General features: G+C 73.2%; 12 protein-coding genes. 9 read left to right on the top strand and 3 right to left on the bottom strand.

Features of this window, described 5'->3' with window-relative positions:
* Positions 1-54: 54 nt before the first annotated feature.
* Positions 55-1,137 carry an inositol-3-phosphate synthase gene (locus JOD66_RS13005; RefSeq protein ID WP_204837284.1) on the top strand — a complete coding sequence of 361 codons (1,083 nt, stop codon included), beginning with the start codon at positions 55-57 and terminating at the stop codon, positions 1,135-1,137.
* 169 nt (positions 1,138-1,306) lie between these two features.
* On the opposite strand, the gene JOD66_RS13000 is transcribed toward JOD66_RS13005, so the two are convergent.
* Both JOD66_RS13000 and JOD66_RS12995 read right to left on the bottom strand, forming a co-directional pair.
* On the bottom strand, positions 1,307-2,311 hold the full coding sequence (locus JOD66_RS13000) for an endonuclease/exonuclease/phosphatase family protein (protein ID WP_204837283.1): 1,005 nt from the start codon (positions 2,309-2,311) through the stop codon (positions 1,307-1,309).
* A gap of 48 nt (positions 2,312-2,359) precedes the next feature.
* On the bottom strand, positions 2,360-2,848 hold the full coding sequence (locus tag JOD66_RS12995; RefSeq protein WP_204837282.1) for an SRPBCC family protein: 489 nt from the start codon (positions 2,846-2,848) through the stop codon (positions 2,360-2,362).
* 141 nt (positions 2,849-2,989) lie between these two features.
* On the opposite strand from JOD66_RS12995, the gene JOD66_RS12990 reads away from it, so the two are divergent.
* A complete protein-coding gene (locus JOD66_RS12990) occupies positions 2,990-3,745 on the top strand; it encodes an SDR family NAD(P)-dependent oxidoreductase (protein ID WP_239545227.1) in 756 nt (251 codons plus the stop codon).
* 7 nt (positions 3,746-3,752) lie between these two features.
* Here the strand turns inward: JOD66_RS12990 and JOD66_RS12985 are convergent, their stop codons facing one another.
* Entirely contained in the window at positions 3,753-5,195 is a 1,443-nt protein-coding gene (locus JOD66_RS12985) for a CCA tRNA nucleotidyltransferase (protein WP_239546223.1), read from the bottom strand.
* 90 nt (positions 5,196-5,285) lie between these two features.
* On the opposite strand from JOD66_RS12985, the gene JOD66_RS12980 reads away from it, so the two are divergent.
* From JOD66_RS12980 to trxA, 7 genes are all read left to right on the top strand, one after another.
* Positions 5,286-7,520: a DUF6049 family protein gene (locus tag JOD66_RS12980; RefSeq protein ID WP_204837280.1), complete on the top strand. Its 2,235-nt coding sequence runs from the start codon at positions 5,286-5,288 to the stop codon at positions 7,518-7,520.
* The gene (murJ, locus tag JOD66_RS12975) at positions 7,517-9,208 is read left to right on the top strand and encodes a murein biosynthesis integral membrane protein MurJ (protein WP_307823488.1); all 1,692 of its coding nucleotides are present in this window, start codon (positions 7,517-7,519) and stop codon (positions 9,206-9,208) included. Before JOD66_RS12980 ends, murJ begins: the two co-directional genes overlap by 4 nt.
* A gap of 66 nt (positions 9,209-9,274) precedes the next feature.
* Positions 9,275-11,167: a protein kinase family protein gene (locus JOD66_RS12970; protein ID WP_204837279.1), complete on the top strand. Its 1,893-nt coding sequence runs from the start codon at positions 9,275-9,277 to the stop codon at positions 11,165-11,167.
* Positions 11,168-11,177: 10 nt separating this feature from the next.
* Positions 11,178-11,855 (top strand): RNA polymerase sigma factor SigM, encoded by a 678-nt coding sequence (sigM, locus tag JOD66_RS12965; RefSeq protein WP_205126364.1) that lies wholly within the window; start codon positions 11,178-11,180, stop codon positions 11,853-11,855.
* 48 nt (positions 11,856-11,903) lie between these two features.
* Positions 11,904-12,692, top strand: a complete 789-nt coding sequence (locus JOD66_RS12960; protein ID WP_204837278.1) for a hypothetical protein — start codon at positions 11,904-11,906, stop codon at positions 12,690-12,692.
* 93 nt (positions 12,693-12,785) lie between these two features.
* Positions 12,786-13,769 carry a thioredoxin-disulfide reductase gene (trxB, locus tag JOD66_RS12955; RefSeq protein ID WP_204837277.1) on the top strand — a complete coding sequence of 328 codons (984 nt, stop codon included), beginning with the start codon at positions 12,786-12,788 and terminating at the stop codon, positions 13,767-13,769.
* Between the two features lie 50 nt (positions 13,770-13,819).
* The gene (trxA, locus tag JOD66_RS12950) at positions 13,820-14,149 is read left to right on the top strand and encodes a thioredoxin (protein WP_307823485.1); all 330 of its coding nucleotides are present in this window, start codon (positions 13,820-13,822) and stop codon (positions 14,147-14,149) included.
* Positions 14,150-14,163 lie beyond the last annotated feature (14 nt).

Here is a 14,163-nt window from a genome sequence, read left to right as displayed (position 1 = left end):
AGGTCAGCACCTGATCATTCACGAGATGTCATGAGTAGCAAGGAAGGAAACCCCATGGGTTCGGTTCGAGTAGCGATCGCCGGCGTGGGCAACTGCGCCACGTCCCTCATCCAGGGCGTGCAGTACTACCGGGGCGCCGATGCCGCGAGCACCGTCCCGGGGCTCATGCACGTCCAGTTCGGCGACTACCACGTCGGCGACGTCGAGTTCGTCGCCGCGTTCGACGTCGACGACAAGAAGGTCGGCAAGGACCTGTCCGAGGCCATCAACGCCTCGGAGAACAACACCATCAAGATCACCGACGTCCCGACCCTGGGTGTCGAGGTCCAGCGTGGCCCGACCCTCGACGGTCTCGGCAAGTACTACCGGATGACCATCGAGGAGTCCGCGGCCGAGCCGGTCGACGTCGTCCAGGCGCTCAAGGACGCCCAGGTCGACGTCCTCGTCTCCTACCTCCCGGTGGGCTCCGAGGAGGCCGACAAGTTCTACGCCCAGTGCGCCATCGACGCCGGCGTGGCCTTCGTCAACGCGCTCCCCGTCTTCATCGCCTCCGACCCGGTCTGGGCCAAGAAGTTCGAGGACGCCGGCGTCCCGATCGTCGGCGACGACATCAAGTCCCAGGTCGGCGCCACCATCACCCACCGGGTGATGGCGAAGCTGTTCGAGGACCGCGGCGTGACGCTGGACCGCACCTACCAGCTCAACGTCGGCGGCAACATGGACTTCAAGAACATGCTCGAGCGCGAGCGCCTGGAGTCCAAGAAGGTCTCCAAGACCCAGGCCGTCACGTCCAACCTCAACGGCCCGCTGGCCGGCAAGGTCGACGACAAGAACGTCCACATCGGCCCGTCCGACTACGTCGCGTGGCTCGACGACCGCAAGTGGGCCTACGTCCGCCTCGAGGGTCGCGCCTTCGGTGACGTCCCGCTCAACCTCGAGTACAAGCTCGAGGTCTGGGACTCCCCGAACTCCGCCGGCATCATCATCGACGCCGTCCGCGCGGCCAAGATCGCCAAGGACCGCGGCGTCGGCGGCCCGATCATCCCCGCGTCGGCGTACCTCATGAAGAGCCCGCCGGTGCAGATCGAGGACACCGAGGGTCGCGCCCAGCTCGAGGCCTTCATCAAGGGCGTCTGACGCTCCCCGCTCCACCGGCAACGGCCCGGCTCGCACTCGCGAGCCGGGCCGTTGCGCGTTCCGGGCGGTCGCGGGGACGCCGGGGTGCGTCGTACCCGGCATCCGGGTCGCCGATCGCGGGGGACCACGACCCGATCGCCGGGTGCGACGGAAGGACCGGACCGGCGGCTCAGCAGGCCGCGCGCGGCTGCAGCCGCATCCGGGTCCACACGGCGCGGTGGTCGGAGACCGCGGAGTACAGCACCTCGGCCTGCACGGGCGTGAACGAGGCGTCGTGGAGGATGAAGTCGATCCGGCTGCCGGGGCGGTCGGCGGGCACGGTGGCGCCCTTGCCGGAGCCGACGGCCCAGGAGTCGCCGAGGCCGGCGCCGGTGAGGATGGCGATCGGGCGGGAGTCGGGACCGGTGTTGAGGTCGCCGCCGAAGAGCTTGGGCAGCGGGTCGGCGGCGAGCTGCTGGACGACGGTCTTGGCCTGCACCCGGCGGGCCTTGCGGCCCCGGTGGTCGAAGTGGCTGGCATAGACGCTGACCGGTACGCCGGCCACGTCGAGCTGCGCGTGGAGCAGCCCGCGCAGCTCCTTGCCCCCCGCCATCGGCAGGTGCGTGTTGGTGGCGGAGGTGATCGGGAACCGGGTCAGGATCGCGTTGCCACGGGGGCCGGCACCGGTGTTGCGGGAGTTGCCGCCGTAGACGTGGTTGAGACCGGTCTTGGTGCCGAGGACCGCGGCCTGGTCGAGGTTGCCGCTGACCGGGCGCCCCTTGTCGACCTCCTGGAGCAGGACGACGTCCGGGTCCCAGCCGCGGATCTCGGCGGCGATCCGGTCCAGCTCGACCCGGCCGCGGTGGTCGGTGCCGTAGTGGATGTTGAAGGTCATCACCGTCAGCTGGACCGGGGCCGGGGTGGGGCAGGTCGTGGGCGCGGTCGGCGGCGGGACGCTCGTCGTGGGCGGCGGCGGGGGAGCGGTCGGCGTCGGCTCGGTCGTGGGCGGCGGGGGCACCGTGGTGACCGGGTTCTCCGGGCCGGAGCCGGACGGTCGGTGGTCGTCCTGCAGCAGCAGCGCGACGGCCACCCCGACGAGCACGAGGAGGACGACGGCGAGGGTCGCGATCCTCGTCGCGGGGCTGGTGGCGGGGACCGCCTTCGGCCGCTGCGGCTTGGGGCGGTCCTCGGTCACGCGCCTATGAGACCAGACGTGCGGTCGGGCTCGGCGCGGGGTCCGGGCTCAGGCCCCGGCCTCGGCCTCGGCCTTGATCCGCTCGAGGGTCTGCCGGATGCCGCGGCGCAGCTCGGCGGTGAACGGCTTCTGGCCGCCGAGCACCACCTTCGTCAGCAGCATCGAGACGCCGGAGATGCCCTCGGGGGTCTCGCGGCGCTCGGTCAGCCGGGTGCGGCCGTCGGCGGTGGGCTCGAGCTCGAAGGACCACACGGTGCGGTTCTCGCGGATCCGGAAGGCGAACTCGCCCGGCGTCGTGGCGGTCGGCGGCTGGAACCGGACCACCTTGCCGCCGGTCGGCCACCGCTTGAGGCCCTGCTTGTTGAGGTTGCTGAACGTCGCGCCCTGTTTGACCACGCCGCCCTTGACACTCGACTTCACGACCTGCGGGCTCCACTTCGCCATCGCGGGGATGTCGGTGACCAGGCTCCAGACCTGCTCGGCGGGAGCGGAGATCTCGATGGTGTCCTCGAGGAGCTTCTCGTAGGTGTCGGCCATGGTGGTGCCTTCCGTCGGAGCAGGGCGGTCCCGGGCAACCTACCCGCTGGTAGCGTACCGGTGGTACGTGACCCCGGTCACAGGGTGCGACGTCCGATTGCCGCCAGACCCGCACCCCCGACCACCGCGAGCCTGGACCCCATGACGACGATGACGAACCCAGGAGTCGCCCTGGTCACCGGCGGCAACCGCGGCCTCGGCCTCGCGACGGCCCGACGGCTCGGCCAGGAGGGCCTGACCGTGGTGATCGGCGCCCGCGACCCGGACCGGGCCCGCGCCGCGGTGACCCAGCTGCGCACCGCAGGCGTGTGGGCCAGTGCCGTGCCGCTCGACGTCGACGACGCGACGAGTACGACGGCCGCCGCCGAGCGGATCCGGCGCGAGCACGGCCGGCTCGACGTGCTGGTCAACAACGCGGGCATCCTCCCCGAGGCGACCGCCACCGACGCCGCCGACCCGCTCGACCCCGACCTCTTCCTGCGCACCTTCCGCACCAACGTGCTGGGAGCGGTCGGGGTGACCCAGGCCGTGCTGCCGCTGCTCGTCCGCTCGGACCGGGGCCGGGTGGTCAACGTGTCCAGCCGGATGGGCTCGCTGAGCGACCAGCTCGACCCGGCCTCGCCCTACCACTCCCTGGTGGTGCCGGCCTACCAGGCGTCGAAGGCCGCCCTGAACGGCCTGACGGTCGCCCTGGCCAAGAGGCTCGCCGGCACCCGGGTCAAGGTGAACTCGGTCTGCCCAGGGTGGGTGCGCACCGACCTCGGTGGGCCCGAGAACCGGGCGGCCGCGCCGACCCCGGCGGAGGAGGCGGCCGAGGTGGTGGTGCGGGCGGCGCTGCTCGACGACACCGGGCCGTCGGGCAGCTTCTTCGACGCCGCCGGGCCGGTGCCGTGGTAGCCGCGGCTCAGCCGCGCGCGGCCCACCACTCCCGCAGTGCGGCGGTCGCGGCCTCCTCCGACATCGGGCCGTTGTCGAGGCGCAGCTCCAGCAGGAACTTGTACGCCTCGCCCACCTCGCGGCCCGGACCGATCCCGAGCAGGTCCATGATCTGGTTGCCGTCGAGGTCCGGGCGGATCGATGCCAGCTCCTCCTCGGCGGAGAGCCGGTCGATCCGGGCCTCCAGGTCGTCATAGGTACGCCGCAGCCGGTCGGCCTTCTTCTTGTTGCGGGTCGTGCAGTCGGCGCGGGTGAGCACGTGCAGCCGCTCGAGCTGGCTGCCGGCGTCGCGGACGTAGCGGCGCACGGCCGAGTCGGTCCACTCGCCGGAGCCGTAGCCGTGGAAGCGCAGGTGCAGCTCGACCAGGTCGCCGACGGCGTCGATCTGGTCGTTGCTGAACTTCAGCGCCTTCATCCGCTTGCGGGTCAGCTTCGCGCCGACCACGTCGTGGTGGTGGAAGGTGACCACGCCGTCGTCCTGGAAGCGGCGGGTCCGCGGCTTGCCGACGTCGTGCATGAGCGCGGCGAAGCGGGAGACGAAGTCCGGGCCGGCCGGCAGGCCCGCCCGCGCGGCCAGCCGGGGCTCGAGGTCGATGGCCTGCTCCAGCACGGTCAGGGTGTGCTCGTAGACGTCCTTGTGGCGGTGGTGCTCGTCGCGCTCCAGCTTGAGCGCCGGCAGCTCGGGCAGCACCCGGTCGGCCAGCCCGGTCTCGACGAGCAGCTCCAGCCCGAGCCGGGGATGGGGCGCGCAGACCAGCTTCACCAGCTCGTCGCGCACCCGCTCCGCGGAGATGATCTCGATCCGGTCGGCCATCTCGGTCATCGCCCGCACCACCGCGGGGTCGACCGAGAAGCCGAGCTGGGCGGCGAAGCGCGCGGCCCGCATCATCCGGAGCGGGTCGTCGGAGAAGGACTGCTCGGGAGTGCCGGGGGTGCGGATCACCCGGTGAGCGAGGTCCACCACGCCGCCGTAGGGATCCTCGAGCTCGCGGCCCGGCAGCCGCACCGCCATCGCGTTGACGGTGAAGTCGCGGCGACCGAGGTCGCCGGCCAGGCTGTCGCCGTACTGCACCTCGGGCTTGCGGGAGTCGGGGTCGTAGGCCTCGGAGCGGTAGGTGGTCACCTCGACCACCCAGTCGCCCTTGCGGCAGCCGATGGTGCCGAAGTCGCGCCCCATGTCCCACCACGCGTCGCCCCACGCTTTGAGGATCCGGTCGGTCTGCTCCGGGCGGGCCGAGGTGGTGAAGTCGAGGTCGTTCGACCGGCGACCGAGCATCGCGTCGCGGACCGGCCCCCCGACGAGCGCCAGCTCGTGACCCGCGGCGGCGAACAGCCCGCCGAGCTCGTCGATCACCGGGGCGATCCGGTCCAGCTCGGCGGCGACCGCGGCCTGGACGTCGACCAGCCGCAGCGGGGCACCGGCGAGGGTCTGGTCGGGCGTGTCGGTCACGGGCGGAGAGTCTAGGCCGAGGCACTCAGGCGGCCCTACTACCCTCGGTCCGTGGTCCGCCGTCGCTCTCGCCTGCTCGCAGGTCTGGCGACCGCTCTCGTGCTCGCGACCGGTACGCCGCCCGCGTCGGCGCAGGCGGAGCCCGCGACCGCGCCGAAGCACGCGGCGTACGACCCGCCGCTCGAGGTCAGCATCGACGCGCTCACCCCCGGGGTGCTGCCGACCAAGGGCCCGCTCGTGGTCCGCGGCACCGTGACCAATGTCGACCTGGAGACCTGGCAGCGGATCAACCTCTACCCGATGTTCGGGTCCGGCGCGCCGCCGATGACGACCGAGGACGAGCTGACCGCGGCGATCGCCACCGACCCCGAGGCCGAGGTCGGCAAGCGCTACACCGAGGACCTCGCGGTGCGCGCGGAGGTCGCGTCGCTCGGGCCCGGCGAGACCCAGACGTACACGATCCGGATCCCCCAACGCGTCCTGCGCGAGGAGTTCACCAGCCCCACCACCGGCGTCTACTGGTTCGGCGTCCACGCGCTCGGCGAGAACGCCGACGGCCGCGACACGCTCGCCGACGGCCGGGCCCGCACCTTCCTCCCGTACGTCGCCCCCGGCGCCGGTGCCCCCGTCGACACCTCGGTCGTGGTGCCGCTGCGGGGTCGGGTCGCGCACTCCGCCGACGGCGAGCTCGGCCGCACCAGCTGGTGGGACGAGGCGCTCGCGCCCGACGGCACCCTCGGCGGCCCGCTCGCGTTCGGAGCGGCCAGCGGCACCAAGCCGGTGACCTGGCTGGTCGATCCCGCGGTGCCGGACGCGGTGAGCCAGCTCGCCGCCGGCAACCCGGTCCGCGAGATCACGCCGGTCGCGCCGGCCGACGATCCGTCGGAGAGCGAGAGCCCCTCGCCGAGCGGATCGGCGAGCTCGGCGGGCGAGGGCGGTGGTGACGGCGCGGAGGTCGGTGGCGCCACCCTCCAGCCCGACAGTCCGCTGGTCCGCGCCGCCCAGACCTGGCTCGACAAGGCCGGCACCGTGCTGCCCGACGACGCCGTCGCCGTGCTGCCCTACGGCGACCCCGACCTGGCGGCCGCGGCCCGCGCCCTGCCCAGCCTGTACCCCACCGCCCGCAAGCACCCGTCGGCCACGCTCACCGCCTGGGGCGTCGAGGGGACCCCGGTCGTCGCCTCGCGCAACGGTTACCTCGACGCCGCCGCGATCGACAAGGTCGACGACGACGCGACGGTGCTGCTGGGCGAGCAGATGTTCGGCGCCCAGGACTATCCCGACGGCCCGCCGGCCCGCGGCCGGGTCGGTGACCGGCCCGTCGTACCGACCAGCACGGCGACCGCGAAGGGCGGCCCGGGACCCGACCGGGTGCTGGCGCCGGTCGCCCTGCGGCAGCGGCTGCTCAGCGAGGCGACGGTCCGGATCCTCGCCGCCGCGGCCGGCCGCACCCCGGACGGGCAGGCCGACCCGCTCGTCGTCGTCCTCCCCTCCACCATCGACGCGGCCGGGGCCTCCGAGTTCTGGGCCGGGCTGGACCCGGCGCTGGTCTCCCTGGTCTCGCTGCCGACGATCACCCACCTGGGGACCGACGAGAGCCAGATCGACCCCGACGAGCTCACCTATCCCGAGGGGCAGGTGTCCGCCCAGCTCGACGCCGGCGTGTTCAGCGAGGCGGGCGCCCTGATCCGCTCGGGTCGCTCGCTGCAGAGCATCCTCGGCGACGGGTACGCCATCGGCGACACGCTGGTCGGCGAGGCGCTCGCCGGGACGTCGTACGCCATGCGCGACGACTCCGACGCCGGCCCGCGGCTGGACCGGTCGCGCTCCTGGGTGACCGACCAGCTCGAGATGGTGAGTCTCAGCGCGCCGCAGGGGGTCACCCTGTCGAGCAGCTCCGGCAGCTTCAACGTCGCCATCGCCAACACCCTCGACCACGCCGTCACGGTGCGGATCGAGGCCGCGACCGACGAGGACGCCACGATCAAGGCGGCCAACCCGATCGTGCTGGCGGCCAACAGCCGCTCGTCGGTGCCGATCAGCGCCGACATGCACGGCACCGGCGTCCACAACGTCCGGCTCCGCCTCACCGACGCCGACGGCACGCCGATCGGCGCCGAGGCCGAGCTGCCGATCCGCTCCGGCCAGGTCGGGGTGGTGATCTGGGCGATCATGGGCACCGGCGCGGGGATCCTGTTCCTGGCCATCGGCATCCGCCTGGTCCGCCGGTTCCGCTCCCGCGGGGGCGAGGACGGGCCCGCCGACTCCGCCGAGGCCACGGCGTGAGCGACACCGACAGCACGACCGGCGGGGAGCAGCGCAGGATCCTCGCCAACACCGCGGTGATGGCGGCGGGCACGATCGTGTCCCGGTTCAGCGGCTTCATCCGCTCGACCCTGCTGGCCGCGGCGCTCGGCGTGTCGCTGCACGCCGACATCTTCACCGTGGCCAACACGGTGCCGAACATGCTCTACATCCTGCTCGCGGGCGGGGTGTTCAACGCGGTGCTGGTGCCGCAGCTGGTGCGGTCGATGAAGAACGACCCCGACGGGGGCGCGGCGTACGTCAACCGGGTGATGACCCTCGCCGCCTGCTTCCTGGGCCTGGTGACGGTCGGGCTCGTGGTGGCCGCGCCGCTGGTGATGCAGGTGCTGGTGCCGAGCTACAACGCCCCGGAGCTGGCCGAGCAGCGCCAGTCGGCCATCGACTTCGCGCGCTACTGCCTGCCCCAGGTCTTCTTCTACGGCATGTTCGTGCTGGTCGGGCAGGTGCTCAACGCCCGCGGCCGGTTCGGCCCGATGATGTGGGCGCCGATCGCCAACAACGTCATCTCGGTCGCGGTGCTCGTCGCCTACCTGGTCGCGTTCGGGCCAGCGACGCCCGCCGAGCAGCGCGGCGCCTTCACGTCCGGCCAGGAGGCCCTGCTCGGCATCGGCTCCACCGTCGGCATCGCGGCCCAGCTGCTGATCCTGGTGCCCTACCTGCGCGCGGCCGGGGTCCGGGTCCGCCCACGGTTCGACTGGCGTGGCGTGGGACTGGGCCACACCCTGCACCTCGCCGTGTGGACGGTGCTCTTCGTCATCGTCAACCAGGTCGCGTACGTCGTCGTGGTGCGGCTCGCCTCGGGCGGCACCGCCGCCGCGGAGGACGGCACCGGCATCACGATCTACTCCAACGTGATGCTCGTGACGATGGTCCCCCACTCGATCATCACCGTCTCCCTGGCGACCGCGATCCTGCCCCGGCTCTCGGCCGCCGCCGCGGCCTCCGACATGGGCCGGCTCGCCACCACGCTCGGCGCGACCCTGCGTACCGCGCTGGCCGTCGTGATGCCGTTCGCGGCGCTGCTGCCCTCGATCGCGCTGCCGCTCGCCCAGGTCGTGTGGGGCCACGGCGCGACCGCGCCGTACGTCCACCGCTTCGAGTCCTCGATGGTGCTCTTCGGCTTCGCGGTCGTCGCGTTCACCGTCCACTACCTGGTGCTGCGCGGCTTCTACGCGCTCGAGCTCAACCGCCTGGTGTTCTTCGTGCAGTGCGCGATCGCGGCCACCAACATCGGGTTGGCGGTGCTCTTCGTCAGCCGGGTCGACCCGTGGGACACCTCGCCGATGCTGGTCCTGGCGTACGGCGGCGCGTACACCGTCGGCGCGACCCTCTCGTCCGTCGTCCTGCTCCGCACGCTGCGCCGCGGCGGGATGCCCCGAGGCGCGGTGTGGCACCGGCGCGGCTTCCTGCTGCGGCTGCTGGCCGCGTGCGTGGTCGTCTTCGTGGTCGCCCGCTTCCTCGACATCGTGGTGACCGACACCGTGGTCGAGCTCGTCGGCCCGGACCCGAACTGGCTGTGGGCGGCGCTCGAGGTGGCCGTGGTCAGCAGCGGCGCGGCGGCGGTCCTGCTGGGCGTCGCGCGGCCCCTGGGCCTCGACGATGTGACGTCCGTCGCCGACACCGTCACCAGGCGCCTGCGCCGAGGCTGACCCGGGCTGACGGCGTGTCCTAAGGTGACCGGAGGGACTCGAGGGCGGATCGGCAGGGGGATCGAGGTGGCGACGTCGACGCGGTCGGGCGATGTCCTCGCCGGCCGCTACCGGTTGATCGACCTGCTCAGCGAGAGCGGCGGGGGGCGGTTCTGGCGCGCCCACGACCGGGTGCTCGAGCGCTACGTCGCGCTGCACGTCATCGCCCAGGACGATCCGCGCGCCCACGAGCTGGTCGAGGCCGCCCGCACCTCCGCCCAGGTCCTCGACCCGCGGATCCTGCGCGTCCTCGACGCCGAGGAGGAGGACGGGCGCTGCTTCGTGGTCAACGAGTGGGGCACCGGCATCTCGCTCGACATCCTGGTCACCCATGACGGACCGCTGACCCCGCGCAACGCGGCCTGGCTGGTCGCCGACGTCGCCGACGCACTCGCCCGCGCGCACGCCGCCGGCGTGACCCACGGCCGGCTCAACCCCGAGAACGTCCTCATCGACCGCTACGGCGCGGTGCGCATCATCGGCATGTGCGTCGACGCCGCGCTGCACGGACTCTCGCCCGGCGACGTCCAGGGCGACCTCGAGGACCTCGGCGGCCTGCTCCACTGCGCCCTCACCGGCACCTGGCCGGGGCCCTCCGGCTCCATCGTCCCCGCCGCGCCCCGCGAGAACGACCTCACCCTGAGCCCGCGCCAGGTGGTCGCCGGCGTGCCCCAGCCGCTCGACGTCCTGTGGCGCGAGCTGGACCAGCGCGGCGCCGTGCCCCGCTGGCGCCGGCGCGGCGGTGAGCACCCCGACGTCTCCTCGGCCGCCGCGATCGCCGCCGAGCTGCTCGCCTTCGTCGGCGACCCGGCCGGTGCGCCCGCCCGGCTGGCCCGGGCGATCCCGCCGATCAACGAGCTCCGTCCGGTCTGGCTGCCCGCCCTCGCCGACCCGCTGCCCCACGACGCCTCGCGCGACGACATCCCGGTCGTCCCGCCGGCCCCGGAGCCCGAGCCGGAGCCCGAGCCCGATCTGGAGCCGGAGTCCGAGGACGAGCCACCGATCCCGCTGGTCACCGAGCTGCCCACCGAGGCCGGGATGCCGGTGTTCGGCGACGACGAGGACGTCACCTGGTTGCGCACCCGGAGCACCCCACCGCCGCCGCCACCGCCGTTCGAGGACCTGCCCGAGCGGCCGCTGTTCGCGCCCGACCCGCCGGGCGGGCGGCGCCGGCTGCCGCCGGTCCCGTCCGAGCCGGGTGGCCCACCTGGTGGCCCGACCCCGACCGGCTTCTGGCCGTGGGAGACCGACACCGGTCCCGACGCCCAGGAGTCGACCGACAGCCTCGAGAGCGTGCCCGGGCGGAGCTGGCTGCGCCTGGCGATGGCGGTGGCGCTCGCCGTCCTGCTGCTGGTGGCGGTCGCGATCGCGTTCAACCTCGGCCGGGGCCGCACCGCTCTCGGCGGCGACCCCCAGGAGGCCCCCACCCCCACCACGACGACCACCGCCGGCCGGGCCGCCCCGCTCGACGGCGTCACGGCCGGAGCGCTCGATCCGCTCGGCACCGACGGCGACGAGAACGGCTCCCTGGCCGGCGACGTCCTCGACGGCGACCCGAGGACCAGCTGGCGCACCGACACCTATCTCCAGCAGCTCGGGCCCACCGGCCTGAAGACCGGCGTCGGCCTGGTCCTCGACCTGGGTGGCACCCGCACCGTCGCGACGGTCGAGCTGCGGATGCTCGACGACGGCCTGATGACGTCCAACCAGGTGGGCCTGTACGCCGTCGACGGCACCGCGGCGCCCACCGCCGCACCCACCGGCGATCCCGTCGCGGAGGCGACCGGAGGCGGCAGGTTGAACCTCACCCCTGCGCAACCGGTGAAGGCTCGCTACCTTGTCCTGTGGTGGACGGCCCTGCCGGAGGTCTCCGGCGGCTTCCGGGCCCAGGTCTCCGAGGTGGTGGTCCGTGGTGAGTGAGGCCGGCGCGATGCTGACCGATCACGAGCTGCTGGCCGCCCACGTGGCGGGTGACCCGGCCGCCTTCGGCACCCTGGTCACCCGGCACCGCGACCGGCTGTGGGCGGTCGCGCTGCGCACCTGCGGTCACCCCGAGACCGCCGCCGACGCGCTCCAGGACGCCCTGGTGTCGGCGTTCCGCCGGGCCGGCACCTTCCGCGGCGACGCCGCGGTCACCACGTGGCTGCACCGGGTCGTGGTCAACGCCTGCCTCGACCGCCTCCGCGCCGACAAGGTACGCCGCACCGAGCCGCTGCCCGACGACCTCGACGACCTCGGAACCGGTCGTCGCGAGACCGTCGCCGACGCGATCGATCCCGCCGAGCACGGTCTCGCCGTCGACCGGCGCGAACGGGTGCTGGCGGCGCTGCGCACCCTGCCCGAGGAGCAGCGGGCCGCGATCGTGCTGGTCGACATGGAGGGCTACCCGGTCGCCGAGGTCGCCCAGATCCTCGACTGCGCCGAAGGCACCGTCAAGAGCCGCTGCTCGCGGGGCCGGGCGCGGCTCGCCGTCCTGCTCGCCGACGTCCTCGACCTCGCGGGAGAGGAGACCGACTCCCGGCCGCACGACGGCGGGAACCCGACCCGCCCGCCGGACGTCGGATCGGTGGCGCCCCGCGGACCACCCGCCGGGACCGCCGTCGACTGACCATCCGTCCCGTCCCCACCGGGGACCCCCGTGCCAGGAACTCCCCCCATGACCGACGCCCACGAGCCGTTGACCCCCGCCCAGGAGGACGCCGTCCGGCGCGCCCTCGCGGACGCCGGCGGTCCGGTGCGGATGCCGGGCGACGTCGCCGCCCGGCTCGACGACGTGATCGCCGGGCTCGCCACCGAGCGCGTGTCGGGCACCCGCCCCCTGGGCGGCGTCCACGAGTCCCACCCCGAGGCGGTCGTCGTCCCCCTCGACCCGGCGGCGCTGCGCCGGCGCCGGCGGGTCCGGATGCTGTTCGGCGCCGCGGCCGCGGTGGCCGTGGTCGCGGTCGGCGTCGGGATCGCCTCGGACCACCAGAGTGACGACCTCACCGCCGCGAGCAAGGCCGCCCAGGACGACACCAGCCGCGACGCCGCCGGCGGCTCCGCCCAGGAGGCGGCGCCCGAGGCCGCGACGGAGTCCGCGGCCGCGCCGGGCGCCGTCGAGGAGCAGGGCGACCGGCTCTCGGTCGAGCCGCGGCGGGTGGCCACCGACCAGCCGCTGCGGGAGGTGCGGATCACCCACCTGCGCGAGGACCTGGTCGCGCTCCAGCACGTCCTGCTGCCGCACCCCAGCACCGCCGACTACACCGGCACGACCCTGACCGCGCCCGCCGACTTCATGTGCGGCGCGGCGAGCTACGGCGCCGGCCACCTCGTCGGCGTCGAGTACGACGGCAAGCCGGCGGTCGTCGCCTTCCGCGCCCCGGTCGGCTCCACCCAGGTCGCCGAGGTGCTCACCTGCGGCACCGCCGACGTCCTCCACTCCACCACCCTCGCCGCCACCGGCTGAGCCCACACCGGACCGGACGGGCGCTCGGGAATCTCGCGGCCTACGATCTCGTTGTCGAAGTGTCCGTCCTGGCCAGATCCCGTTGGGAGTCCCATGTCCGAGTCCGCCCCGTCCGAACCCCGCAACGTCATCGTCATCGGGTCCGGGCCGTCCGGCTACACCGCCGCGATCTACGCCGCGCGGGCCCAGCTGAACCCGCTGGTCTTCGAGGGCTCGGTCACCGCCGGCGGCGCCCTGATGAACACCACCGAGGTCGAGAACTTCCCCGGCTTCCGTGACGGCATCCAGGGCCCGGCGCTGATGGACGAGATGCGCGCCCAGGCCGAGCGGTTCGGCGCCGAGCTGGTCGCCGACGACGTGGTCGAGGTCGACCTCACCGGCGACATCAAGGTCGTGAAGACCGCCACCGACACCTACACCGCACGCGCGGTGATCCTGTCGACCGGCTCCGGCTACCGCAAGCTCGACCTCCCCAACGAGGAGCGGCTCTCCGGTCGCGGCGTCTCCTACTGCGCCACCTGCGACGGCTTCTTCTTCCGCGAGCAGCACATCGCGGTCGTCGGCGGCGGCGACTCGGCCGTCGAGGAGGCCACCTTCTTGACCCGGTTCGGCTCGAAGGTGTCCCTGATCGTGCGTCGCGACGAGCTGCGCGCCTCGAAGATCATGCAGGAGCGCGCCTTCGCCGACCCGAAGCTCGAGATCGTGTGGAACTCCGTCGTCGAGTCGATCAACGGCGAGGACTCGCTGGAGTCGCTGACCCTCAAGGACACCGTCACCGGCGCCACCTCGGAGCTGCCCGCGACCGGCCTGTTCATCGCGATCGGCCACGAGCCGCGCTCCGAGCTGCTGGTCGGTCAGGTCGACCTCGACGACAACGGCTACGTCCTGGTCCAGCCCGGCTCGACCGCCACCAACATCCGGGGTGTCTTCGCCGCCGGTGACCTGGTCGACCACACCTACCGCCAGGCGATCACCGCCGCCGGCACCGGCTGTGCGGCCGCCCTCGACGCGGAGCGGTTCATCGCCGAGCTCGACCACGCCGCCGCGACCGCCGGGAATGCCCCGGTCACCGCGTAGGTTCCATCAACAGACTTCACGTTCACCTAGATCCCGAAGGGGTGCCCACCGTGGCCGACAACATCTCCGCCGTGACCGACGCCGAGTTCGACGCGCAGGTCCTCAAGTCCGACAAGCCCGTCCTCGTGGACTTCTGGGCCGAGTGGTGCGGCCCGTGCCGCCAGGTCGCCCCGATCCTCGACGAGATCGCCGGCACCCACGGCGACAAGATCACGTTCTTCAAGATGAACGTCGACGAGAACCCGGTCACCCCGGCGTCGTACCGGGTCACCGGCATCCCGACCATCAACGTCTACCAGGGCGGCGAGGTCGTGAAGACCATCGTCGGCGCCCGTCCGAAGGCCGCGATCCTCAACGAGCTCGCCGACTTCATCAACTAAGAGATTCCGCGGGT

It is taken from the genome of Nocardioides nitrophenolicus, assembly GCF_016907515.1.
In the GTDB taxonomy this organism is placed as follows: domain Bacteria; phylum Actinomycetota; class Actinomycetes; order Propionibacteriales; family Nocardioidaceae; genus Nocardioides; species Nocardioides nitrophenolicus.
The sequence above is the reverse complement of the archived record's forward strand: the minus strand, read 5'-3'. Positions and strand labels throughout refer to the sequence as shown.

Bases quoted from the DNA above. Each gene is read 5' to 3' on its own strand.
- JOD66_RS13005 (WP_204837284.1), top strand. From the start codon at position 55: ATGGGTTCGGTTCGAGTAGCGATCGCCGGCGTGGGCAACTGCGCCACG.
- JOD66_RS12995 (WP_204837282.1), bottom strand. From the start codon at position 2,848: ATGGCCGACACCTACGAGAAGCTCCTCGAGGACACCATCGAGATCTCC.
- JOD66_RS12990 (WP_239545227.1), top strand. From the start codon at position 2,990: ATGACGACGATGACGAACCCAGGAGTCGCCCTGGTCACCGGCGGCAAC.
- sigM (WP_205126364.1), top strand. From the start codon at position 11,178: ATGCTGACCGATCACGAGCTGCTGGCCGCCCACGTGGCGGGTGACCCG.
- JOD66_RS12960 (WP_204837278.1), top strand. From the start codon at position 11,904: ATGACCGACGCCCACGAGCCGTTGACCCCCGCCCAGGAGGACGCCGTC.
- trxB (WP_204837277.1), top strand. From the start codon at position 12,786: ATGTCCGAGTCCGCCCCGTCCGAACCCCGCAACGTCATCGTCATCGGG.